19 protein-coding genes are annotated in these 23,631 nt (G+C 62.6%); 6 read left to right on the plus strand and 13 right to left on the minus strand.

Going from position 1 to position 23,631, the window contains the following annotated elements:
- Nucleotides 1–4: 4 nt before the first annotated feature.
- Nucleotides 5–886 carry a golvesin C-terminal-like domain-containing protein gene (locus GXH28_RS03980; protein ID WP_169237718.1) on the plus strand — a complete coding sequence of 294 codons (882 nt, stop codon included), beginning with the start codon at nucleotides 5–7 and terminating at the stop codon, nucleotides 884–886.
- 212 nt (nucleotides 887–1,098) lie between these two features.
- Here the strand turns inward: GXH28_RS03980 and GXH28_RS03985 are convergent, their stop codons facing one another.
- The 4 genes from GXH28_RS03985 to GXH28_RS04000 all read right to left on the minus strand — a co-directional run bounded on the left by GXH28_RS03985 (nucleotide 1,099) and on the right by GXH28_RS04000 (nucleotide 6,245).
- A complete protein-coding gene (locus GXH28_RS03985) occupies nucleotides 1,099–2,793 on the minus strand; it encodes a TCP-1/cpn60 chaperonin family protein (protein ID WP_169237719.1) in 1,695 nt (564 codons plus the stop codon).
- Nucleotides 2,794–2,796: 3 nt separating this feature from the next.
- Complete coding sequence (locus GXH28_RS03990) at nucleotides 2,797–3,714, minus strand: carbohydrate ABC transporter permease (RefSeq protein WP_169237720.1); 918 nt, start codon at nucleotides 3,712–3,714, stop codon at nucleotides 2,797–2,799.
- Between the two features lie 2 nt (nucleotides 3,715–3,716).
- Complete coding sequence (locus GXH28_RS03995) at nucleotides 3,717–4,658, minus strand: ABC transporter permease subunit (RefSeq protein WP_169237721.1); 942 nt, start codon at nucleotides 4,656–4,658, stop codon at nucleotides 3,717–3,719.
- 153 nt (nucleotides 4,659–4,811) lie between these two features.
- Entirely contained in the window at nucleotides 4,812–6,245 is a 1,434-nt protein-coding gene (locus GXH28_RS04000) for an ABC transporter substrate-binding protein (RefSeq protein ID WP_169237722.1), read from the minus strand.
- A gap of 161 nt (nucleotides 6,246–6,406) precedes the next feature.
- Between GXH28_RS04000 and GXH28_RS04005 the strand changes: the two genes are divergently transcribed.
- Entirely contained in the window at nucleotides 6,407–7,612 is a 1,206-nt protein-coding gene (locus GXH28_RS04005; RefSeq protein WP_169237723.1) for a response regulator, read from the plus strand.
- Here GXH28_RS04005 and GXH28_RS04010 read toward each other — a convergent pair.
- Complete coding sequence (locus tag GXH28_RS04010) at nucleotides 7,503–9,869, minus strand: ATP-binding response regulator (protein ID WP_240550167.1); 2,367 nt, start codon at nucleotides 9,867–9,869, stop codon at nucleotides 7,503–7,505. The genes GXH28_RS04005 and GXH28_RS04010 overlap by 110 nt on opposite strands.
- 64 nt (nucleotides 9,870–9,933) lie before the next feature.
- Here GXH28_RS04010 and GXH28_RS16195 point away from each other — a divergent pair, with 64 nt between their 5' ends.
- Together GXH28_RS16195 and GXH28_RS16200 are read left to right on the plus strand one after the other, a co-directional pair.
- Nucleotides 9,934–10,077, plus strand: coding sequence for a hypothetical protein (locus GXH28_RS16195; RefSeq protein WP_240550184.1), 144 nt, complete (start codon nucleotides 9,934–9,936; stop codon nucleotides 10,075–10,077).
- Nucleotides 10,074–10,382: an aldo/keto reductase gene (locus GXH28_RS16200; RefSeq protein ID WP_320447910.1), complete on the plus strand. Its 309-nt coding sequence runs from the start codon at nucleotides 10,074–10,076 to the stop codon at nucleotides 10,380–10,382. Before GXH28_RS16195 ends, GXH28_RS16200 begins: the two co-directional genes overlap by 4 nt.
- A 1-nt stretch (nucleotide 10,383) precedes the next feature.
- Here GXH28_RS16200 and mutL read toward each other — a convergent pair whose 3' ends face one another.
- The gene (mutL, locus tag GXH28_RS04020; RefSeq protein WP_169237726.1) at nucleotides 10,384–12,255 is read right to left on the minus strand and encodes a DNA mismatch repair endonuclease MutL; all 1,872 of its coding nucleotides are present in this window, start codon (nucleotides 12,253–12,255) and stop codon (nucleotides 10,384–10,386) included.
- Nucleotides 12,256–12,340: 85 nt separating this feature from the next.
- Nucleotides 12,341–14,086, minus strand: a complete 1,746-nt coding sequence (gene recJ, locus GXH28_RS04025) for a single-stranded-DNA-specific exonuclease RecJ (RefSeq protein ID WP_240550180.1) — start codon at nucleotides 14,084–14,086, stop codon at nucleotides 12,341–12,343.
- 55 nt (nucleotides 14,087–14,141) lie between these two features.
- Between recJ and GXH28_RS04030 the strand changes: the two genes are divergently transcribed.
- Both GXH28_RS04030 and GXH28_RS04035 read left to right on the plus strand, forming a co-directional pair.
- Nucleotides 14,142–14,837 carry a class I SAM-dependent methyltransferase gene (locus GXH28_RS04030; RefSeq protein ID WP_169237728.1) on the plus strand — a complete coding sequence of 232 codons (696 nt, stop codon included), beginning with the start codon at nucleotides 14,142–14,144 and terminating at the stop codon, nucleotides 14,835–14,837.
- Nucleotides 14,838–14,883: 46 nt separating this feature from the next.
- Complete coding sequence (locus GXH28_RS04035) at nucleotides 14,884–16,245, plus strand: dipeptidase (protein ID WP_169237729.1); 1,362 nt, start codon at nucleotides 14,884–14,886, stop codon at nucleotides 16,243–16,245.
- Between the two features lie 76 nt (nucleotides 16,246–16,321).
- Here GXH28_RS04035 and GXH28_RS04040 read toward each other — a convergent pair whose 3' ends face one another.
- The 6 genes from GXH28_RS04040 to GXH28_RS04065 form a co-directional block, all read right to left on the minus strand.
- Complete coding sequence (locus GXH28_RS04040) at nucleotides 16,322–17,413, minus strand: ABC transporter ATP-binding protein (RefSeq protein ID WP_445082639.1); 1,092 nt, start codon at nucleotides 17,411–17,413, stop codon at nucleotides 16,322–16,324.
- Between the two features lie 8 nt (nucleotides 17,414–17,421).
- Entirely contained in the window at nucleotides 17,422–18,387 is a 966-nt protein-coding gene (locus GXH28_RS04045; protein ID WP_169237793.1) for an ABC transporter ATP-binding protein, read from the minus strand.
- Between the two features lie 127 nt (nucleotides 18,388–18,514).
- Nucleotides 18,515–19,111 carry a Uma2 family endonuclease gene (locus GXH28_RS04050; RefSeq protein WP_169237730.1) on the minus strand — a complete coding sequence of 199 codons (597 nt, stop codon included), beginning with the start codon at nucleotides 19,109–19,111 and terminating at the stop codon, nucleotides 18,515–18,517.
- 2 nt (nucleotides 19,112–19,113) lie between these two features.
- Entirely contained in the window at nucleotides 19,114–20,124 is a 1,011-nt protein-coding gene (locus GXH28_RS04055) for an ABC transporter permease (RefSeq protein WP_169237731.1), read from the minus strand.
- A gap of 27 nt (nucleotides 20,125–20,151) precedes the next feature.
- Nucleotides 20,152–21,375, minus strand: a complete 1,224-nt coding sequence (locus tag GXH28_RS04060; RefSeq protein ID WP_320447911.1) for an ABC transporter permease — start codon at nucleotides 21,373–21,375, stop codon at nucleotides 20,152–20,154.
- A gap of 147 nt (nucleotides 21,376–21,522) precedes the next feature.
- On the minus strand, nucleotides 21,523–23,436 hold the full coding sequence (locus GXH28_RS04065; RefSeq protein WP_169237732.1) for an ABC transporter substrate-binding protein: 1,914 nt from the start codon (nucleotides 23,434–23,436) through the stop codon (nucleotides 21,523–21,525).
- Between the last annotated feature and the right edge of the window lie 195 nt (nucleotides 23,437–23,631).

A 23,631-nucleotide genomic window follows, 5' to 3' on the forward strand; every position in this document is an offset into this window, starting at 1 on the left:
CGCGTTGGTTGAGCCTTTCGATCCGGTCTTTATCATCACCGATGAAGAGTTCAACGACCCAGGCGCGATGTCGTGCGAGCAGATCCAGGCGTTCCTGAACGCGCGGCACGGCATTTTGAAGCGTTACGCTGTGGACGGCCGGACGGCGGCCCAAATCATCTGCGACAACGCCAACCGCTTCGGGACCAACCCGCGCTTGCTGCTGATGATGATGCAAAAGGAGATGGCGCTGCTGACCGATCCCGCACCAAGCGAAGGGGCATTGAACTGGGCGATGGGCTGCGGGCCGGGCTGGGACAGCACCGAGGGCTTCGCCGTCAACGTCGAGTGCGGCGCGCGCACGCTGCGTCGCAATTTCGACCGGCCGGGGCTAGGCCAGGAGACGATTGACGGCGTCACGCCGGTCAATCGAGCCACGCTGGCGCTGTATCGCTACACACGCCATGTCAGCGGCAACCGCGACTTTTGGACAATCTGGACCGGCTACTTTCCGCAAAGCACGGCGAGTGGGGTGCCGCCGGAGATCTATGTGGACAGCCGCAACGTCGAGTTGTCGCCACCTATCCTAGGTGAGCCGACATGCCGCAGCGGTTGGGTGGTGGGCAGCAAAGGGCGCGGTGGGCATCACCTGGCCACACCGAACGTGGCCACACTCGGCGAGTCCACCAACAAAGTGATCTGGCGGCCATATCTGCCGTTCGAGGGCGCCTATCGCGTGTTCGTCTTCATCCCCGACCGCGCGGCCATCGTTTGGCTATGTGGACCCCTCGCCACTCAGTTGGATACGACCAACGCGCGCTACAAGATCAGGCACCGTGATGGCGTGACCAGCTACGCTATCAACCAAGCGCCGATTCACGACGGATGGGTGGAGCTGGGGTCATAATTACTTCGCCGCCAGCTCGGAAGGCTACGTCATGCTCGATGATGTGACCGGCGAGCCGAGCGGCACGCGCTGGGTGAGCATAGACGACATGAAGTTCGTCTGGCTGCATCCGTGAGTCATCTTTGGGCAAGTCGCGGGATACAGACCCAACCCGCGCTCAATGCTGGCTGCACCCGCGTGTCATCGGTATGCGGAATATGAGGCAACATCCGTCACGGCCGGATAGCTGCTTCGCGCTGACGGCGGTGCACGATGACATCCGTCGTCGCGAACGTGGACGCCGCGCTGGCGGCAGTGAGCACGGCCGTCTGTAAGGCATACGCTGAGTCAAGGATGCCGGCGCGATAGAGGTTGACCGGCTGACCGGTGAGCACGTCCACACCCCACCCGCGCTTCGCCTTGCGGACGTACTGCACCGTTGCCCCGCCGTGCATCCCCGCGTTCTTGGCAATCGCATGCGCGGGCGCAGACAGCGCTCCGAACACACATTCCATGCCCAAGCGCACATCTTCCTTTGCCCGACTCACTGCTCGTTGCAGCGATCGCTCACAGTGCACCAGTGCGACACCTGCGCCGGGGACGACTCCATATCGCCTTACCTGCAACAGCAAGCCGGCCAGGCGCTCGGCCTGTGCCTTGCGATGCTCTCGCTCGGCGTTGGTGTGAGCGCCCACTTTCAAACGCACCACGCCGCTCCCGAAGGTGGCCATGCGATCGCGGTAGAAGCGTATGCGCGCAGGGTCATCCTCAGCTTCCCAAGCGACGTCCAGCTGGGCCAGATGCGCGACTTGCGCGGCGCGGTCGCCGCAGCCATCCTCGATCCCGAAGAAATGCTCACTGGCCCATGCGACGCCGGCGCGCCCCAGACAACTGGGCAACAGATCGGGCAGGCGAAGGACAGGTGCTGCGCCTTCTCGCGCTTCGACGTAGGGGATGAACGTCGCGCCGGTCAAGATCGCCGCATCGGTCAGCACCGCTACACGGTCAGGGCCGCTCACTGCGGGCGGTTTGACGAAGACTACATCGCCGATGCCCTTCTGCCGCGCCTGCGCGAACAGCGCCAGCATCTGAGGCGAAACGCGACGGCAAATGATGAGTAGGCGAGCCGGCCGCAGCCGCGACAATGTCCGAATGAGCGGCTCCATGTGCGCTTCGTCCGATAGGTCGAGATCGGAGACCAGGACGTATGCGCCGGGCAGCCGCAGCATGAGATTCGCGGCATATTCGTTCGCCGCAAACGGAGAACCATGCCAACCGCTACGCCAGAGTGCTCCGCGGATGAATTCGTACTCGATGCATGTGCCGGTGCCGTTTTCGACATGGATGTGCACGTCGGGCGGGAAGGAAGTCGTGATCGTTGCCATGATTTCGCCCAAAGCGAGATCGTCGCAGTGCGCACGCAACCACGCCCGCAGCACAGCCGGATCGTCCTCGGGCAGCGGCTGAGCTTGACGGCCCAATTCCTCGGCGACGATCTGAGCGGCTTGCAGGAAGCCGTCACACAGGCGCATAGGGTTGCCGCCTGCCGCAAGGATGCAGCGCGCACGTTGCATGATGGCTTGGAAGAGCACGGCTGTCGTCGCGACGCCGTCGCCGGCGCGCTCGTGCACTCGACACAAAGCGTGCCGGAGCAACATCGCACCGACGTCGGCATCCGGGTTGGACAAGGCGATAATGCGACGAGCAACAACCCCGCCATCGCTCAGCACATCGGGCGAGAAACGACGGCCCGCATTCCGCTCGGCCAGCACTGTGCGGCTCTGCGGGCCGAGCGTTAGGCGCAGCGCGTCCACCAACAGACGCGCGCCGACCCACATCCTATCCGCCACATCGGGCTGAAAGACCACGCGCTCCTTCGATAGGAAGCCATTGCCCCTCGGAGCCGGTGGCCGGAAGCTTCTCAGCATGGCTCACTTCAGTCCACCCAGCACGATGCCGCGAATCAGATACTTGTTGGCGAAGAAGTATAGCGTCAGGACGGGAATGGCCGCCACGAGCGCGGCCGCGAAGCGCGAGCCACGGTAGATCACCGACATGTGCTGCGAGTTGAAATATGAGAGGCCGACCATGATGGTCTGGCTCTCCGGCTTAGACAGATAGATCAAGGGACCGAGCACATCGTTCCAACTGCCCATGAATGCGCCGATGCCGATGACGGCCAGCACTGGAAAGGAAAGGGGGAGAAAGACGGACCAGTAGATGCGGAAGAAGCTGGCCCCATCTATCCGCGCTGCCTCTTCCAACTCCTTCGGGATGGTGAGGAAGTACTGGCGCATCAGGAACACGGCGAAGGCCGATGTCAAGAAGCTTGGGATGACCAGTGGGCCGATGGAGTTCACGCCGAGATTGATGCCGATGAGGTTGGTCGTGAAGCGACCCACGTCGCGCCAGAACATGTAGGCCGGCACGAGGCTGATCCAGCCAGGGATCATCAGCGTGGTCAGCATAGCGCCAAAGATAATGCTCCTGAGCGGGAAGCGCAGCCGGGCAATGGCAAAGGCCGCCAGCGAGTTGGATAAGATCGAACCGGTCACCGCGATCAGACAGATCACGAACGTGTTCAGCGCCATGCGCAAGAGCGGCACTACCTCGAACGCGCCTCGAAAATTGTCGAGCGTCCACTTCTCGGGGATGAGCGTCGGCGGATAGCGGAAGAGTTCCTCCGTCGTCTTGAACGACGCCGTGGCCAAATAGTAGAACGGGTAGGCCAGGATGACCGTGAGCAGGATCATCAACCCATAGACGACGATCAGCTTGAAGGTCTCGCGATTGCGACCCAAGATCGAGCGCGCATAAGTGGGGGTGGAGGTCGAAGCGGTCGCAGCCATGATCAAGACAGGTCGTAATTCACCCAGCGCCGCTGAGTGGCGAGGTTGATAATAGTAAACACCAGGATGACCAGCCCAAGGACGATGGCCGACGCTGCCCCCATGCCGGGCTTGTTATAGGCGAAGGCATACTGGTAGATCTGCACCGACGCCGTCCACAAGTTCACGTCGGCGTTCTGTGTGCCGGGCGTCGCCCAAAAGTAGATGATGTCAAATGTCTGCCAAGCACCAATCACCCCGAGCACCAATTGGAAGAACAGTGTCGGCGTCATCAACGGCAAGGTGATGCGCACAAGGGTTTGCCAGGCGTTGGCACCGTCTACCTTCGCCGCGTCATAGTAGTCTTTAGGAATGGCCTGTAAGCCGGCCAGCGCAATAATCATTCCCGGTGCGGCGCCCCACGCCAACAGCAGGAGGATGGCGACCTGTTTCCACTCGGTGAGCGTGTTCCAGCGTGGTGGGTTGGCGATGCCGATGCTGCGCAGAAAGCCGTTTACCGGCCCATCGACACTGAACAGGAAAGTCCACACCGCAACGAGCACCCCTGCGCCCGTGACCGCGGGCAAGTAACACACCACGCGGAATAGGGTCTGTCCTTTCACTGCCTGGTTGGCCAGCAGCGCGATGCTAAAGGAGATGGCGATGCTGACCGGCACGAACAACACGTAGATCAACGTGCGGCCTAGGCCTTTGAGGAAATCGCTACCCGGCTGCAGGATGGCCTGATAATTCGTCCAGCCCACTGGTTCAGGCGGCCGGCGGCTGATCCAGCTCCAGTTGGTGAAGCTCAGCTCGACGCCGCGAAAGTTCAAATAGACGAATATGATGAAACCGATCACTGCCGGCAGCACGAACAGCCAGCCGGTGAGCGCTTCTTCACGTTGATTCGGTGATCTCAGCCAGCGCAGCAATTGGCTGGATTTGGAAGTCGTCCTTTTCGTCACCGTGCTTGCAGCCATACCGATCCGTCGTCCAACGTAGTTTACGCGCGCTTATCGCGCCGTCGCCGGTTCGCTCACGGCCTCAAACCCAAGACGCCTGCAGCGCCTTGGGGTCTGAGAAGCCTAATCCCGACTAATGTTCGATCGCCGATGCCGCTATGCCGCGGTGCCCGCCAACACCTTGTTCGTCTCTTCCTGAGCCACCTTCAGCAGCTCGGCGATGCGCGCTTCATCGTCGGTCTTGCCCTGGACGACCTCCTCCAACACTTCGTTCAGCTTACTCAGGAACTGTCCCCAATAAGCTTTGGGCGGCACCGGCCATGTCTTCAGATGCCTCACGACATCAAAGTTGGTGGTGACTGCCGCACGGAAGCCTTTCTCGCGTTCGCCGAGCTGATTGTTGTTCCTGGAGAACCGGACGTAGTCATCCACGGTGTATTTATCCGTCGGAGCGAAGCGACCTGAGCCGGCCCAAATGTCCAGGCCCTCTTGGGCGCCGCAGAAGTAGCAGAAGTCGGCCGCCTCTTTTGGATGCTTGGAGTCGCGCGCGAAGGTCCAGAAGTTGATGCCTGTGAAGCCGTCCACGCGCGGCTCGACACCTTCGTAGCGCGGCCCGGAGTGCGATCCATACTCGAAAGCTGCGGTGTTCATCTGCGTAGGCGCCCAGGTGGACATCGGGGCGATCATCACCTTGCCGCTGAGCATCCCGTCGAGGTGAGGCGGAGCGACATCGCCGCGCGCCAGCACGTGCGTGCGATAGAACTTGGCCAGCATGGCGACCGTCTTGACGTTCGCTTCGTTAGCGATGATGGACTGAGTCGCATCCTCGTTGACCATGCCGTGGAAGCCCGGTTGGTTCGCGCTGGCAGCCATAAACGCGCTCCAGAACTGCCAGGAGCCAGGTCCCATCGCGAACTCGTCGCTACCCACCTTGCCCTTCGCCTCGGTAAGGAAGTCGTTAAGTTGGGTGAAGGATGGGTTTTGCGGCAGCGGCTGCAGGCCGGTCTTGTTCAGAATGCTCTCGTTATACATCCAGTTCACGCCGTCGGAGAACACCTCAAAGGGCATGCCGACCAGCTTGCCGTCCACCTTGCCGGCGTCCACGATGTTCTGGAAAGTCTTGGCAGCTTTGGTGTCGAAGATGTCGGTGACGTCGGCGATGATCTCTTCTTTGATATAAGTGGCCGCTTCGATGCCTGGGTCCCACTGTCCAAAGCGCATGAACCAGAAGATATCGGGGACTTCGCCGCTGTTCAGCAGCACGCGAACCTTAGTGATGTATTCGCTCCACGGCACGCCAACTTCCTCGATGGTGACGTTGGGGTTCTTCTCTTTGAATTGCTTGCGTTGCGCCTCGAAGAGCGGGAAGTGATCTTTTTCCATCGAGGCATAGCGCTGCAGCGTGATAGGTTCGCTCGCCGGCGCAGGCGCGGCATCGGTCGGCTTCTCTTCGGCGGCGGGAGCAGCCGGTTGCGCGGGTGGCGCCGTCTGGGGCGCGGCCTGGCAGGCAGCCATGTAAGCGGCCAGCGCCGATGCGCCGGCTGTCAGACGGACGAATTGTCGTCGGGTAAGCGTCTTACGTGGACTCATCTTCTATACCTCCTGAGGAACCGATAAAATCTCTCCCGTGCGAGCACTGCGCTTGTCTACAATGCAGGCAAGCCTGCTGCACATGTCAATGTAGTCTGTACCCATTCCTGTGTCAATCGGCTGGCGGACAGATTTAGGACTATCTGAGGACATTTCACCTGATGAACACGAATTTGGCGAGCGACGATGCTGTGACATGGACGCGTAAGGCGCTGACCAACCTCTTCGACCTGGACTTTTTGGCCAGGCATATCAGCGCCCAGGCGCGATTTACCAACGCCCTGCAGGCTCAGCAGCGCTTGCTGCGCGCGATCGAGTCCATCCGTCCGCCAGCGGACATGTCCATTCACGCGCCGGCCTGGCGACGGTATAACGTCCTGAACCTGATTTACGTGCAGGGGCTGCCGCAGGCGGAGGTGGCCGCACAACTCAACCTCAGCGTGCGGCAGCTCCGACGCGAGCTAGCCAAAGGCGTGCGCGTCATCGCGGCGCTGCTCTTCACCGAGGAATGGTCTCAGCTAGCCCAGCCGGCCGTCCCTGCTGCGCCTTGGCACGCGCCGGTGCCGCCCAAGGATTACCTGCGCTGCGAAGAACTGTTGCGCAGATCGCTGGCGCTGTTGGAACCCTTGCTCGAACGACAAGACCTCACGGTGAATGTCGCTATCACCGACGGCCTGCCGGCTTTGTATGGCGACCCGATGGTCATCCGCCAATTGATCATCAGCGCGCTGACCTGGCTGCTGAGCGACATCCAGGGCACGACGCTGCGCATCGAGCTCGTCGCGGAGGACGATGCACTGATGCTGAAGCTGGAGCGGCCGTCGAGTGCCGACGCCACCGAACAGTTGAACACCGTGCGAAGCTTGGCCGAGATGGCCGGTGTGCGCGTTGAGCTTCAGCCAGCGGACGCAAGGTTGCGCCTGACGCTGCGCCTGAACACCTCTAGCAAACGCTGCGTACTGATGATTGATGACGACCCCGACGCCATTCGGCTTGTCGGGCGTTACCTGGAGGGCAGCGCGGAATTCGACCTGGTATCGGCGACGAGCGTTGACGAGGCGCTGCGTGTCGTGACGTCATTGCAACCGGCCTGTATCCTGCTCGACGTGATGCTGCCGCAGCGCGATGGTTGGGAGTTGCTCACGCTGCTTAGGGCGCATCCCGAGACGGCGCGCATCCCGATCATCATCAGTTCGGTGCTGCACCAGGACGAGCTGGCGTGCGCCCTCGGCGCAACGGCTGTATTGCCGAAGCCCTTCACGGCTGAGGAGCTGCTGACGACGCTGCGGGCCACATCGTCACCGGCTCGGCCGCTCGCTCGGCGAGCGGAGGTAGCCCTGGCGACGCAATCGGCAGCAAAGCAGTGATGCTTTGCACGAGTTCACGCGCCGTCAACCCGCCCGGTTTGATCAGTGTCAAATGCGACGAGGTCAGCGGATCGTTCTGCATCTGTTGGCCGCTGACGATGCACACCGGCAGGCGTTGCGTCCGCTCGTCCTCTCCCATGGCGCACAGCACGTCCCAGCCGTTCACAGCACCCAGGCTCAGATCGAGGATGAGACCGGCCAGCGATGCGGCATCGGCACTCCTCAGCACCTCGAGAGCCTGCTCGCCGCTGCGCACTTCGATGGGCAGCAGCACGTCGAACCCGAATGGCCGGATCAGTGACGATGGCACGGCGCGCAGCATACGACCCAAGAGCCGCAACGCATCTTCGTCATCCTCGATCAGGAGGATGCGCGCAACGCGGTTGCGTCCCCCATTCAGTAGGCCGTTGCCGTCACATTGGGCGCGACGCTCGAGAATACGCTGTACTGCCTCGTTGAACTGTTCCTGCGTCACCGGCTTGACGATGTAGCCGCAGACCTGCGGATTCTGCAGATAGTCCTCCGGCCCCGGCACGAAGCATTGGAAGATCGGCGTACGTCGCCATTCCGGCACCAATCGCATCATCGTGTCTACGATCTCTCCGGGAGCGATGGGCTGGTTGACGATGACGGCCTCGGGGGCGGCTTCGAGTCGCCGTTCGGCCAGATCGGCTAACGATGCAGCGTGCACGATCGCCATGCCCTCGATGCGATGCTCGAGGATGCGCGCGAGGATGGAGCGTGGCTCGATAACAGCGAGCGTGCCGATGGCATGGCGCCGGATCGAGCGGCGCGCGGTGACCATCGTCGCCTCTGGTGCAGGGAGGTGCAGCGGCAACGAGAAGCTGAACGTGCTGCCCATACCGACTGCGCTGGTCACCCACATGCGTCCCCCATGCAGCTCGACGAATTCCTTGCTGATGGTCAGGCCAAGGCCGGTGCCGCCCTGAGGTCGGTCAGATGGGCCTGCCAGTTGCGTGAAAGGCTCGAAGATGCGCTTCAGGTCGTGTGGCGCGATGCCGATGCCAGTATCGGCGACGGAAATGACTACTTCCGGCGACGATGCGTTCGTCGGTGGTGACGAGTCGTCGGCCGGCACGCCATGCGGCCTGCGCAACTCGGCACGGATCGTGATGCCGCCACGCTGGGTGAATCGGAGTGCGTTGGCCACCAGGTTCAACAGCACCTGGCGGATGCGCGTTTGATCGGCATACACCGTCGGCAAATCTGGGGCTATCTCCAGTGTCAGCGTCAGGCCGCGCTCGTGAATCAGTTGGCGGAAGTCTTCCAGGGCGCTCTCGATGAAGTCGCCCAGTTGCACCGGCTCGCGCACGATGGTCATGCGGTTCACGTCAATCTGGCTCAGGTCGAGGATGTCGTTCACCAAGTTGAGCAAATGCTTGGCGTTGCGGTGAATGATGTTGATGTCGGACAACATGCCGGCAGGTATGTTCCGCGCTTTGTAGGTCGCGGGTGCGTGGAGTAAGACTTCCGAAAAGCCGATGATCAGGTTGAGCGGCGTGCGCAGTTCGTGGCTGATGTTGGCAGCGAATCGCTGCTTCGAGCGCCGCGCGTCCTCCGCATACTGCATGGCGATTTGCAACTGCTCGTTGGCTTGCTCCAGCGCGAACGTGGTTTGTTGCAATGACTTGAGCGCGAGCGCCAGCTCGGCGCTTCGCTCGCTCAATCGTTGCGCCTGTTCGCGCGCCTCAGCATAGCCTTGCTGCATCCATGACAACGTGCGCAACAGCACGCGCGATACGCTGTGCGCTAACCAGACCGAACATCCGATGGCCAAACCGACGAGCAGCGCCTGAGACGCGTTTAGCCAGGCGACTTCATCCGTGTTCGCCAGCCAGATCAGCGCTGCGACGGCGGCGCACACGCTGGCCCAGCCGGCCGCCGCGCCGGCGATGAACAGCGAGACCACACAGGCGAGCACCAGCCAGCCCAGCGCACTAGGCTGGCGCAAATTGGCCAAAAGGAAGATCGCCCAGGCAACCAGGCCGACTGCACAGACCCATCGGCTGAGGCGTAGGGTCGGCGGTCGCTTGAGCACGATGCACATCAAACCGAGCGCCAGGGGAAAGAGCGCGAATCCGATATGCGACCACTCGAGCCTGCGGAACGAGACGAACAGGATGATGAACGCCGTTCCCCAGCTCAGGATCAGCGCAGGCGCGAGCACGCCGATCGCCATGACTTCGGCTCGCAGGTCGGATACTTCTTCATGGAAAGTCCGGTCACGTCCCGCCATGAATGGATTTTAAAGGCGTCGCCAACTTGCCGACGCACGACGAACTGGCTATGCTTGATGCGCTATGATGAATCCCTGGTTCGACGAAGCAGGCAGGCTAGTCAAGCGCCCGCCCGGCAAGACCGGCCTGATGATCACCCCGATCTGTGTCGGCTGTGCCCCGTTGGGCAAATCGCATTTGCGCACGCCCGCGGCGTCGCTGTGTTGAACGCTGCACCCTATGGCAGCGGCATTCTGGCCAAAGGACCGAGCGCTTATCCGCGCTATGCCTATAGTGAGGCCGATGCCGATCTGGTGGAACGCGCCGGCCAAATGGAACCAGCTTGCGAGTACTACGGTGTGCCTCTGGCTGCGGCGGCCTTGCAGTTCTCGCTGCGCGACCCGCGCATCACGTCCACCATCATCGGCATGAGCAAACCGGAGCGCATCCCGCAGGCGCTGGCTGCAGTGCCTATTCCCGACGCGCTTTGGCCGGAGCTGGACGCGCTGGCAGCGCCGCCGCGCGAGTTGTGACTCACCCCAGCCGGCCGAATTCTTTCTCGATCTGCTTCAGGCCGACATAGATCATGGTCGGGCGACCGTGCGGGCAGGTGCGCGGTGATTCACATGCTTCCAGGTCGCGCACCAACGCCTGCATCTCGGCGAACGAGAGCACGCGCCCGGCCTTGATCGCCATGCGTTTGCACACGCGCCGCAGCACGCGCGCCTCCAGGTCTTTGCGCAGCGCGGCGTCCCCCATCTCCAGGTCGGCCACGATCTCGCGCAGCGCCGTGGCGGTGTCATCCTGGATCATCAACGCCGGCACGGCGCGCACCAGGAAGGTATTGCCGCCGAACGGTTCGATCTCGAAACCCAGGTCGCGCAACATGTCACGCTGGCCTTCGAGCAGGTAGGCGCTCTCCGCGGGGAGGGTCACCGGCACGGGGTCGAGCAGATGCTGCGACGGCAGCGCGCCGAGTTCGTGCTGCGCCAGCAGGCGCTCCCACAGCACGCGCTCGTGGGCAGCGTGCTGGTCTATCAGATACAAGCCCTCCGGCCCCTCGGCCAGGATGTAACTCTCGGCGAGTTGGCCGAGGATGCGCAGCGCCGGCAGGTTCTGCGTTCTAAGCGGCGAAGGTTGGGTGATGGGCGCGCTCGAAGTGGCAGCATCGGTGACAGGCACGCGCCCGCCAAGCGCGCCGGTTTGCCGGGCGATGCCGACACGCTCCCACGCCTCGCTGCCGGTCAGCGGCGGCTGGGCCGTAGGCTCGACGATGCTTGGCCTCTCGTCGGTGGCGGCGAGAGCAGTAGCGCCCGACTCCTGACGGTCATTCGGCCACTGGCGCAGCAGCGATGGGGGTGCCGGAGGCGTCATGTTGTCCAGCAAGGCGCGTCGCACGGCGCGCTGCACGGCGCTGAAAACGGCGTCGGCGTCGCGGAAGCGAACTTCGGCTTTGGCCGGATGCACGTTCACGTCCACCTCGGCCGGCGGAACGCGCACCAGGATGACCGCGACCGGATAGCGCCCGGTCATCAGCAACGTGTGATACGCCTGCACCACGGCGTAGCTCAGCTTGGCGTCTTGCACCGGCCGGCCGTTCACGAACAGCGTGATCTTGCTGCGATTGGCATGATCGAGCGTGGGTAAGGAGGCGTAGCCATAAACAGAGATTGGAGATTGGAGATTGGAGATTGCCTCAATCTCCAATCTCCAATCGCTCATCTGCCCCGCATCCCCAACCTCCGCCATCTGCGCCGTTGCATCTGCGCCGTACACCTCCACGAGCACATCGCGCAAGTTGCCGGTGCCCAACGATTGAAAGCTCACCCGGCCATCATGAACCAGCGTGAATCGGATGTGCGGGTAAGCCAACGCATAGCGCGTGACTATGCCATCGATGTGCCCCCGTTCGGTCTGCGTGGATTTGAGGAACTTCAAGCGCGCCGGGACGCGCGCGAACAAGTGCTCCACCGTCATGGTAGTGCCGGGTGTGCGGCCGATGCGTTCTTGGGCGATCAGCCGCCCGCCGTCGAAGCGCAGCAGCGTCCCGCCGGCTTCATCGGCGTGGCGGGTGATACATGTCACCTGACTCACCGAGGCGATGCTGGCCAGCGCCTCGCCGCGGAAGCCCAGCGTGTGGATCTCGGCCAAGTCGTCGGCGCTGGCGAGCTTGCTGGTGGCGTGGTGCGCGAAGGCCAGGGCCGCCTCGGCGGCTGGGATGCCGCTGCCGTTGTCGGTGACGCGGATGAGCCGTTTGCCGCCCTCGGCGCACTCGATGCGGATGTCGGTTGCGCCGGCGTCAATCGCGTTCTCGACCAGCTCTTTGACCACCGATGCGGGGCGTTCCACGACTTCGCCGGCGGCGATGCGGGCGACCAAAGCGTCGGGCAGGATGTGAATGGGCATGTCCGAATCGTCGCGCGTGCGCGTCTTCAGGGAGCATTGTAATCACATCGGCAGCAGCGAAGATGCGCGGCGGCCGGCCCGTCGCTCACCCTGCATCCGCCTCGCGAAAATCCAACACCTCTAACTGCAAGCGCGACTCGCCGTTCCATTCGTTCGCATTCAACCGGCAGGCCAGGTCCACGCGCGTGCCGACCGTGAGCTGCCGTATGCGGTCGCCCATGCGCCAGGCGATCGCATCCCAGGTGACGCGCCGCGCGTCGGTGACGCGGAGCCGAAGGTGCGGCGGGGCGCCGTTCTCCGCGCGCCCCACGCGGCGCGCATCGCTCACCACCGCGCCGCGCACGACGAACGTCGGTTTGGGGTTGCCTTGACCATGCGGTTCAAGGGATTGCAACTCGGCGATCACCTGTGCGTTGACCTCGGTCGGGGCTACCTCGGCATCAATGTGAATGATGCGCGTCCAGCCGCCTTCGGGTTGCCGGCGACGGGCGATGTCGCTCAGTCGCCCGCGTAGCACCTCCAGCGCATCGGCATGGACGGTGAAGCCGGCGGCCGCTTCGTGGCCGCCGTGCTTGAGCAGCAGGTCGGCGCACTCATCGAGCGCCGCGGTGATGTCGAACCCGTTGATGCTGCGACAGGAGCCGCGCGCTTCTTCGCCGTTGATGCTCACCACGACCGCCGGCCGGTGATGCTTCTCGACCAGGCGCGCCGCGGCCAATCCAATCACGCCGATATGATACTCCGGCGATGCAGCAAACAGCAGCGGCGGTGCGGGCGCATCGTCTCCGCTGAGTGCATGAGTGGCCATCACCTGGCGCTCCGCGCTGTCAGCCACAGCGGCCGTCACGCTCTGCCGTTCGCTGTTTTGCCGATCCAGCGTGCCGGCTAAATCTGCGGCGCGCGCAGGGTCGTCGCACATGAGCAAGTCGTAGGCGGCCCGCGCGTGCTCCAGGCGACCGGCAGCGTTCAGGCGCGGCCCCAAGGCGAAGCCGATCCGGTCGGAAGTCACCGTTCCCGGTTTGAGTCCGGCCGCCTGGATGAGCGCCTGCACGCCGATCTGCGGCTTGCGGTTCATGTGCTCCAAACCTGCCCGCACGAGCGCGCGATTTTCCCCAATGAGCGGCACGACATCGGCGACGGTGCCGAGCGCTACCAGGTCAAGCAGAGATGCCTCGCTGACGTTGCCCCGCGACTGACCGGCGTCGCGCGCCTGGCGCAGCAAACACTGCGCCAGGCGGAACGCCACGCCCACGCCGGCCAGGTGCTTAAAGCCATAGGCGCAATCCGGGCGCTTGGGATCCACGACGGCGTGAGCATCGGGGATAGCGCCGCCTTCCAACTCGTGATGGTCGGTGATGATGAGGTCAAGGCCGATCCCGCGCGCGTGTTGCGCTTCGGCATGGGCGCGCGCGCCGCAGTCCACCGTCACCACCAGGCTCACGCCCTGCGCGTGCAGCCGGTCGAGCGCCTGTGCATTCAGGCCGTAGCCTTCCTCAAACCGATCGGGGAGGTAAATTTGCGCGCGCGCGCCCAGCGCGGCCAATGTGCGCATGAGCAGGGCGCCCGCCGTTACGCCGTCGCAGTCGTAATCAGCATAGACCGCGATGGACTCGCCGTTGGCAATCGCCGCCAGGATGCGCTCGACCGCGCGCGGCATGTCCTGTAACGCGAACGGATTGACCGGCGCATACTCGCCGAGCAGAAAGGCGCGCGCGACAGCCGGATCGGTCAGGCCGCGCGCGTAGAGCACCTGCGCCGTCAGCGGGTGTAAATCACTCAACGCAGCAACATACGATTCGGGCGCGCGCGGGGCGATCTTCCATTCGGTCATAGCCACAGCGAAGCCAATATACGACGGGATTTACAATGCACAAGCTAAATGCGCTATGCCAATCTGGGCTTATTTTCTCATCGGCGCGGCGCTGGCCGGATTGATCGGCTTGGCGCTGCATTGGCAGCTCGTCGTCGCCGAAGGCGCTTATCTTGGCCCGCATGTCGTCGCGTGGCTCTACGACCGGTTCGCGCCACATTACGACCGCGTCAAGCAGTTCGACAAGGCCGGCGACGCGCTGATGCTGGCGGCGCCGATCTTAAAACATTTGGCGGTGTCGGCGGTGTCGCATGCGGTCGTGCTGGACGTGGCGACGGGCACGGGCCGGCTTCCCGATGCGCTGCTTGCGCAGCGCCGCTTTCGCGGGCACATCGTCGCGCTCGATCTCTCCAGGCGCATGCTCGACCGGGCGCAGGCGAAGCTGGCCGCGTATGGCGACCGCGTGGTTTTCATGCGGCGCGACGCGCAGCGCCTGCCGTTCGACGCCGACGCGTTCGACGTGGTGACTTGCCTGGAGGCGTTAGAGTTCATGCGCGACCAGCACGCCGCCGTGCGCGAGATGTGGCGCGTGCTCAAACCGGGTGGCCTGCTGATGGTGAGCAATCGCATCGGCCCCGATGCATGGAAGCTGCCCGGCCGCACCTTGCCAACGGCGGCATTCGCCGCACGGCTGCGCGCGCTGGGCTTTCAGGATGTGCAGAGTCGTCCCTGGTTGGTGGATTACGATTTAGTGACCGGCATCAAGCCGTGAAAAGCACTGCGGCGCAGAGGACTGCGCCTCGGAGAAAATCCATATCATGCTCAATCGAGTTTTGGATTACGCCCGCGCGCACCGCGATGAGTACCTCAAAGACCTGCTGGAGTACCTTGCCATTCCCAGCGTGAGCGCGCAACCCGACCGCGCCCGCGATGTGAAGATGGCCGCATTGTGGCTGTCGGGGCATCTGCACGAAGCCGGCCTGCGCGCCGAAGTGATGCCGACTGCCGGCCATCCTGTCGTGTATGCGGAGTGGTCCGGTCCCGACCATCATCGCCCCACGGTGCTGATCTACGGCCACTACGACGTGCAACCCGCCGAACCGTTCGAGTTGTGGCACAGCGAGCCGTTCAGGCCGGTGGTTCGCGATGGCTACCTCTATGCGCGCGGCGCGAGCGACAACAAGGGCCAGCACCTCGCGCATGTGAAGGCCGTCGTCTCATATCTGCGGGCCGAGGGCACGCTGCCGGTCAACGTCAAGTTCCTGATCGAGGGCGAAGAAGAGATCGGCAGCCCGAACCTCAGCGCATTTATCGCAGCGCACCGCGATCTGCTGGCGTGCGATTGTGTGATGATCAGCGACGGTGCGCTGTTCAACCTCACCCAACCCGTGCTGACCTACGGGCTGCGCGGTCTGGTGGGGTTCGAGGTGCAAGTGCGCTGTCTGGATCGCGACGTGCACTCCGGGCACTACGGCGGCAATGTGCAGAACCCCGCTTTTGCGCTGGCTCAAATCCTGGCCTCGCTCAAGGACGCGCAGGGGCGCGTGACCGTGCCCGGCTTCTACGACGACGTGCGCGTGTTGAGCGCCGAGGAGCGCGCGGCGCTCGCCCGCATCCCCTACAGCGATGCCGACGTGATGCGCGAGACCGGCGCATCCATGGCCTTCGGCGAGCCGGAGTTCACGGTCAACGAGCGCAAGGGCGTGCGCCCCACGCTGGAGGTCAACGGCATGTGGAGTGGCTACACCGGCCCCGGCAGCAAGACCATCATCCCGGCGACGGCGCACGCCAAGATCACCTGCCGGCTGGTTCCCAACCAAGACCCAGCGAAGGTGATCCGCTTGGTGCAAGATGCGATGCGCGCTGCCGCGCCGGCCGGGGCCGAGGTCACGTTCAACGACGCGCGGGGGACGCCGGCTTCGCTGGTGTCGCTCGATGCGCCGCAGATTCAAGCGGCTGCGCGCGCCGCAGCAGCCACCTATGGCAACCCACCTTTCTATGAGCTGGAGGGCGGCTCAATCCCCGTGGTGCACGACTTTCAGAGCTTGCTCGGCAAACCCATCGCGCTGCTGGGGTTTGGCTTGCCGGACGACAACATTCACTCACCCGACGAGCGCTTCGCCGTCGTGTGTTACGAAAAAGGCATCGAAGCCAGCATCCGCTTCATCGCAGAGCTGTAGCAGCGATCCGGTCTCTCAGCTCGCTTTAGGCGGACGAAGGCAATGCCTTCGTCCACCCGGTGCAAGTGTCTGAGTGTCAGTGATTGGGCGCAGGCGCGGCGCTGGACAGGCCAGAACCCATCGCGCGCTTTTGTTCCGCGACCTGCTCCTTAGCCACATGACAAGCCACCATGTGGCCAGGCTTCAACTCTTCCAGCGGCGGCTCGACCGTCTTGCAGATGTCCACGGCGAACGGGCAGCGGGTGTGGAAGCGGCAGCCGCTGGGCGGGTTCACCGGCGAGGGCACATCGCCCTGTAGGATCATCCGCTCGCGCTTTACCGTGGGGTCGGGGATCGGAATCGCCGAGAGCAGCGCCTTGGTGTAGGGATGCAGCGGATCGCGGAAGAGCGTATCGCGATCGGTCAGCTCCACCAACTTGCCGAGGTACATCACCCCTACGCGGTCGCTGATGTGCTCCACCACGCTCAGGTTGTGGGCGATGAACAAGTAGGTGAGGCCGAACTCCGCCTGCAGATCCTTCAGGATGTTCAACACCTGCGATTGGATGGACACGTCCAGCGCCGACACCGGCTCGTCGCACACGATGAACTTGGGGCGCAAGGCCAAGGCGCGGGCGATGCCGATGCGCTGGCGCTGGCCGCCGGAGAATTCATGCGGGTAACGTCGGGCGTGATAGTCTTCCAGCCCGACTTTGCGCAGCATCTCGATGACGATCTCGTTGCGCTTTTTGGCGTCGCGCATGCCGTGTACCAGCAACCCCTCGCCGACACTCTCGCCGACCGGCATGCGCGGGTCGAGCGATGAGTAGGGGTCTTGGAAGATGATTTGCATGTCGCGGCGCAGCGCCTTGAGCTGGCTGCCGTTCAGCTTGAACACGTCCTGCCCTTCGAAGATGACCGACCCGCTGGTGGCCGGGATCAGGCGCAGGATGGTGCGGCCGACCGTGGTCTTGCCGCATCCTGACTCGCCGACCAGGCCCAAAGTCTCGCCCTTGCGCACCGCGAACGAGACACCGTCCACCGCTTTGACGTGGGCGACTGTGCGTTGTAACAATCCTCCCTTGATCGGGAAGTATTTGCGAAGATCCCTGACTTCCAGCAGAGGTTCTGATTGGCTCCCGTTCATGCCCATCGCGCTTTCACCTGTTGCAGTCAACCACAAACGCATATCCTAGGTTAATCATAGAGCCATGTGCGCACCCAATGGCCGGGCGTGATTTCACGCAAGGGGGGCAGCTCAGCCCGGCAACGCTCGCGCGCGGCTCCCTCGCATTTCTGACAGCGGGGTTCAAACCGACATCCTGGCGGCGGGTTAATCAAGTTGGGCACGGTGCCGGGGATCACATCCAGGCGATCACGCACCTGGCCAAGGATGGGGATCGAACCGATCAGCCCCTGGGTGTAGGGATGCAGGGGATTGGCGAACAGTTCTTTCACCTCAGCCTGTTCGACGACCTGACCGGCGTACATGACGATGACGCGATCGCACATCTCGGCCACCACGCCCAGGTCGTGGGTGATCAGCATGATCGCCGTGCCGGTCTTCTCCTTCAGTGCGCGCATCAAGTCGAGGATTTGCGCCTGGATGGTCACATCGAGGGCGGTGGTCGGCTCGTCGGCGATCAACAGTTCGGGTTGGCACGCCAGCGCCATCGCGATCATCACGCGTTGGGCCTGGCCGCCGGAGATTTCGTGCGGATAGGCGTGGGCGCGCTTGGCCGGTTCGGGAATGCCCACCATGCGCAATAGCTCGATGGCGCGCTGCCAACCGGCCTCGCGCCCCAGGGCCTGATGAATGTTGAGCACCTCAGCGACCTGATCGCCGATCTTGAACACCGGGTTCAAGCACGAGGTGGGCTGTTGGAAGATCATCGAGATGCGGTTGCCGCGAATCTTGGTCATTTCGCGTTCAGGCAGGTCGAGCAGGTTGACGCCGTCGAAAACAATCTTGCCCTCGACGATCTTGCCCGGCGGGCTGACCAGGCGCATGATCGAAAGCGACGTGACGCTCTTGCCACAGCCGGACTCGCCGACAATGCCGAGCGTCTCACCGCGCCTGACGTAGAGGTCCACGCCATCCACGGCTTTGACCACGCCGTCTTCAGTGTAGAAGTACGTCTTCAGACCCTGGATATCGAGCATCAGGTCGTTCAATTGGCCGTTGCGCGCGCCGGTCGAAGCGGTGGCGGCGCCAATTGCAGCGTTCACACTCATGCCGACTCACTCTCTCCTGATGTTATGGTTTCAATGGTTCGATAGGCTCGACGCGTCAATTGCGGCGCGCCAGATGTCGTCTACTATCCACGCGAAACCCATCCAGCAGCGCCGACTCGGCGATGTCGCCGTAGCCATACGCGCCGTGGACGACATAGGTTTCGCCTGATAATTTAAGCACAGTTACGGTTTTTGATTGCGGATCTACGATCCAGCATTCCGGGATGCCAGCCTGCGCGTATTCGCGGCGTTTGTCGCGGAGGTCGGTTGCCCTGTTTTTGGGTAACACAACCTCGATGACCATATCCGGCTTCTCCCAATATTGCTCGTGAATGCGATGACGGTGTTCGGGCAGCATCAACACGATATCTGGCTCTCTTAGGGTGTTCGGCCCGAGTCGGATAGGTAGCGAAGCGAACAGCGCTTCTGCGCCGGGATAGCGCTGACCGATGAAGCTAAGCAGCAGCCTGTAGAGAAAGGCTACGATGCGTTGAAATCTTTCCAGCCGCCCTGCCGCTAATTCAAGCCGGGTATTGTCGGGCAAGGCAAAGTAATCTTCCTCGGTCCATTCTCCCTGCGCGGGAAAGAGGTAAGCAACCTCCCAAGCCGGTTCTTTGACCGTGTCGGTCTCGTCGTTGAATCCGAGCGTCATTGTCACATCTTCAACCGCGGATCCAGCGCATCGCGCAGGCCGTCGCCGATGAAGTTGAACGCCAATGAGCACAGCACGACCGGGATGCCCGGAATAAGCGGCGCCCATGGGTGGGTCAACATGAATTGTGTCGCAAAGTTGAGCATGTTGCCCCAGGTCGGCGTGGGGTCGGTGATGCCGAGGCCGAGGAAGCTCAATGCTACTTCAGCCGTGAGGCCGTCGGCCAAGGCAAGTGTGTATGCCACGATCAGCGGCGGGAAAGCGTTTGGCACCACGTGCCGGGCGATGATCCACAGATTGCTTGCGCCCAACGAGCGGGCCGACTCGATGAAATCGCGCTCACGCACCGAGAGCACCATGCCACGCATCAAGCGCGCCGCGCCGGTCCAGCCAAACAGGGTGATGACGAAAATCACCACTAAGACGCTGCGCGATTCCTTCTGCGGGTCAATCAGCATGATCCCAGAGACGAGGTTCACCAGGAAGTCGGGGAAAGGGAGCAGCTTGGGGTCCTGGTTTAGCACCGACGCCAAGATGAGCAAGATGGGGAAGGTCGGGATGGCCGACATGAACTCCAAGAGGCGCATGAGCAGGCCATCAATCGCGCCGCGATAGTAACCGGCGAGCGCACCAACGGCCATGCCGATCAAGGTGCTTAACGTGGCCACGATGAAGGCGACGCTGAGGGTGATGCGCGCTGCATAGAGCAAGCGGGTGAACGTGTCGCGCCCAATGTGATCGGTGCCCAGCAGGTGCAGCTTCTTGTTGTCTCGGGTGTCCGCACTGAACGGCAGCGAGAAACGCATGACCGGATTCACCGCGTCGCGCGGGAAGGGGGCGACCAGAGGGGTGAGCAACGAAGCAATGAACACAACGAAGATAAACGCCAGTGAGACGATCGCCAGCCGATGACGGCGGAAACGCCGCAGCACGATCGTCCACTGACCTTCGGGCTTGGCCAGGGTGACCGGCGCTGCGGCTGCGGTTTCGACGCGGGCAGACGCTGTTGCCATGCGCTCACTCCTCCGGGCTGCTTGCGTTCACGATAGGCGAATGCGCGGATCAACAATGGTATAGAGCACGTCTGAAATTAAGTAGCCGATCAGCACCAAGAAGGTCGAGATCAAGATGAAGCCAATCGCCACGTTGTAATCGCCTGCCGTCAGCGCAGCGATGAATAGACGTCCCATGCCCGGATAGTTGAACACGCTCTCGGTGATGATGGCGCCGCCAAACAGCGCCGGCAACACGCCGGCCAGCAACGTCACGAACGGGATGAGCGCGTTGCGCATGGCGTGCTTCACGATCACCACGCGCTCGATCAGCCCCTTGGCACGCGCCGTGCGCACGTAGTCCTGCCGCAGCACCTCCAGCATCGAAGAGCGGATGAAGCGGCTCCACTGCGCCAGATTGAAGATGGTAAGAATCATGACCGGCAGCACCAGGTGCCACAGCCGGTCGAGGAACGACCCAGCCTTGATCGTGCCGAAGAGCGGGATGACCGTGTCGCGCGGCGACTCGGCCGTGCCCGCCGGCAAATAGGGGAGCCCTGCCTCCTTGAACAACACGGCGAAGATCAAGATGCCCATGATCCCCATGAACAGCGTCGGCATCCCCGAGCCGATGAAGGCGAGCGTCGTGACGGTGTAGTCGAAGCGCGAATACTGCTTGACTGCCGAGATGATGCCGATCGGTATGGCGATCATGATGGACAGGAAGGTCGAGATGCCCATCAGCAAGAGCGTGTTCACAATGCGGCTCTCGAACAGGCGTATCACCGGCTGCTCGCGCAGAATTTGTGTGGACTTGCCAAAATCAAGCCGCAGCACCCCGTTGCTGACCGGCCGGTCCGCCAGGTCGCGCAGAAAGACCGGCTTGGCGCAATCCACTTCCACCACGCGCCCATCAGGATAAACCAGCCGCGCCCGACCCTCCTTTAGGCATCCCACCTGGAGATCGGCAAAGAACTGTTGTCCGCCGATCGCAATCGGCCCGCGCGGATGACCGGTGAGCCAACGCAAAAAGCGAGGGATCAGGAAGATGTCCAGGTCGTAGCGCTTCATCGTGCGCTCGATCAGGTCAAGATCATTGCGCTGCGTCGTGCTCTGGCGCGCGGCAATCTCTTGTAACGGCCCCCCCGGCGCAATGCTCAGCAAAATAAACGACGCAAACGCGATGATGAACGCCATCACCACGATCACGACTGCCCTTCGAATCAGATAGGTCGTCAAACGATGCTCCACCTCGCGCGTTGCACATGCCACATCACGCACCATCTTGCGCGACGCGGAATGAACAACGCCAACGTTTTCAACCTGACCCTACTCAAAGCCATCAGAATTTTACAGAAAATGAGTAGCCCCACAACTGGGGCTACTCATTGATGCGCTCATCATTCCCCAGGGCCGGGGTTAGCGGGTGTTGAGGTTCATATCGGCGTGCTCCCAGGTCGGGCTGGCGATTGGCTCGGCGTTGATCTTGCCGGCCTGTGCTTCCTTGATCACCGTCTCGAGCTCCTGGCCTGCGCCGATGACTTCCTTGCCGACGATGTCCACCGTGCCTTGCAGCAGAGCGGCCACCGCGCCAGCTGGGTTCGCGTCGAAGATTTGGATGACGATCTCTTCCGCCTTCGGTGCACCCAGGTAGAAATCGGGGAAGGCCTTGAGCGTGATCTTCGAGCCTTTCTCCCAGCTCTCCAATTTGAACGGTCCGGTGCCGAGCGGCTTTTCGGTCAGCTCCGGCAAGTTCTTGAAGTCCTTCGGCGGAACCTCGGCTAGGGTCTTGCCCTTGTATTCGCCTTCGGTCTCCACCACGCGGTGTGACGGGTAGTAACCGTAGGGCGGCAGATAGTATCTCGGGTTCAGGTAACCAGGCACATAGGTCACCGTGTAACCCAGGCCATCTGCCAGCACCTCATGCTTGGCCGTGCGGTCACAAGTGAAGTAGGAAGTGTTGCCCGACTCGCGATCGCAGGCGACCTTGTAACCCAACTCGAAGTCGGCGTTCTTCAGGTCTTCGCCGTCTTGCCACTTGCGCGGCTTGAACTTGAAGGTCACGGTCAGTTGCGGCACCTTGACGCCGGCGACCAGGTCTACTTCCTCGCCGGCGGCATTCTTCACCTTAAGCGCCAACTCTTTGCCTTCGGCGTCGGTCAGCTTGCCGTCCTTGAAGGTGCCGACGTCGCCGTTGGCGTTGACCAGCACATCGCCGTCCTTGATCTCGACTTCGGTGAGCGTCGCGCCGCCGTTCTCGATGCGCGGGAAGTCCTCGCCTTCCAAGCCGACGTTCTGGAAGCCGTAGCTATATTGCGTAGCATCCACGCCGTAGATCAACTGACCGACGATCACCGCCACGGCCGCGCTCTCTTGCAACAAGAACAGCGACTGCGGCTCTTGACCGAGCGCCACGACGATGGTCTTCCGGTCAGGTAGCTCAAAGTCCTGCGAATTCGCCGACCAGTATTCAGTCGGGTCCGGGCGCAAGCCCTTCAGATCCTTGTTGTAGGCCGTGGCCTCCAAGCGCTGGAAGAGCGGCAGGGACACCATGTCCTTGCTGAACTCTTCCTGCACGATCACGTAATTCTTCTTGCGCTCTTCGAGGTTGAGCGTGTTGTTGGCCTGCTTGATGGCGTTGCTAGCGCGCTCGTTGCACCAGCCCATGTAGTTCTGGCCGTTCCAGTTGTTGGCCGGTGTGGGGATCTGGTCGCAGGCATAAAGGCTCGGGCCGGGCGGCTCGGTCTCGCCAACCCAGGCGAAGGCGCCGATGTCGAAGTCGCGCCGGCGCAGGCCGGAGTTGCCGCCAAACCAGATCGAGCCGGGGATGTAGGACGGCAGGAGCTGGATGCCGCATTGCTGCAACTGGCTCACCCACACCGCGCCCCAGGTCTGGCGGAACGGCGCGTTGGTGGTGGTGAAGCGAATCGCCAGCGGCTCGCCTTTATCGTTGACGCGAATGCGCCCACCTTCGGGCAGCTTCCAGCCGGCTTCGTCGAGCAACTGGCCCGCTTTCTCGATGTTGAATTCATAGGTGACGACGTTCGCGTTCGGATCAATGTTCTTGGCGTACCATGGCGAATCCTTCGGGATGAAGGTATCCATAATCTGCTTGGCGCGCTGCTCCTCCGGCAGGAACCCGTACACCGAGCCGATCAGCTCAATCGGGTTGGTGCAGTGCGCGATGGCCTGGCGCACGCGCACGTCGCTCAGGATGGGATGGGGGCGCGTCCACTCCGGTATCGGCGTCGCGGTCACTTCGACGATCTTCTCGACTTCTTTCTCCTTGACCACCTCGACGACCTCGGTCACTTTGACCTCAACAGTCTGCACGACCGGGGCAGATCCTTGCGGCGCGCAGGCTGAAAGGATCAGACCGGCTGCTGCAGCGGAAGCAAGTACGACATGGGGTTTTCGGTTTCGCATGTGTATAGGTCTCCTCCTAAGTGAGATTTAGGACACTGAATTGATGGGAAGCTTCTGATGCGCAAAGCATAGGGTTGGCTTGGGTGAAGGTGGCTGTCAATT

The organism is Candidatus Roseilinea sp. NK_OTU-006 (assembly GCF_012931985.1).
GTDB lineage: Bacteria > Chloroflexota > Anaerolineae > J036 > Brachytrichaceae > JAAFGM01.

Coding starts and splice junctions, on each gene's coding strand:
- GXH28_RS04050 (WP_169237730.1), bottom strand. CDS start 19,111: ATGACGCTCGGATTCAACGACGAGACCGACACGGTCAAAGAACCGGCT.
- recJ (WP_240550180.1), bottom strand. CDS start 14,086: ATGACCGAATGGAAGATCGCCCCGCGCGCGCCCGAATCGTATGTTGCT.
- GXH28_RS04000 (WP_169237722.1), bottom strand. CDS start 6,245: ATGAGTCCACGTAAGACGCTTACCCGACGACAATTCGTCCGTCTGACA.
- GXH28_RS03990 (WP_169237720.1), bottom strand. CDS start 3,714: ATGGCTGCGACCGCTTCGACCTCCACCCCCACTTATGCGCGCTCGATC.
- GXH28_RS04010 (WP_240550167.1), bottom strand. CDS start 9,869: ATGGCGGGACGTGACCGGACTTTCCATGAAGAAGTATCCGACCTGCGA.
- GXH28_RS04045 (WP_169237793.1), bottom strand. CDS start 18,387: ATGCTCGATATCCAGGGTCTGAAGACGTACTTCTACACTGAAGACGGC.
- GXH28_RS04040 (WP_445082639.1), bottom strand. CDS start 17,413: ATGCGTTTGTGGTTGACTGCAACAGGTGAAAGCGCGATGGGCATGAAC.
- GXH28_RS04005 (WP_169237723.1), top strand. CDS start 6,407: ATGAACACGAATTTGGCGAGCGACGATGCTGTGACATGGACGCGTAAG.
- GXH28_RS04055 (WP_169237731.1), bottom strand. CDS start 20,124: ATGGCAACAGCGTCTGCCCGCGTCGAAACCGCAGCCGCAGCGCCGGTC.
- mutL (WP_169237726.1), bottom strand. CDS start 12,255: ATGCCCATTCACATCCTGCCCGACGCTTTGGTCGCCCGCATCGCCGCC.
- GXH28_RS16195 (WP_240550184.1), top strand. CDS start 9,934: ATGATGAATCCCTGGTTCGACGAAGCAGGCAGGCTAGTCAAGCGCCCG.
- GXH28_RS03985 (WP_169237719.1), bottom strand. CDS start 2,793: ATGCTGAGAAGCTTCCGGCCACCGGCTCCGAGGGGCAATGGCTTCCTA.
- GXH28_RS04035 (WP_169237729.1), top strand. CDS start 14,884: ATGCTCAATCGAGTTTTGGATTACGCCCGCGCGCACCGCGATGAGTAC.
- GXH28_RS04030 (WP_169237728.1), top strand. CDS start 14,142: ATGCCAATCTGGGCTTATTTTCTCATCGGCGCGGCGCTGGCCGGATTG.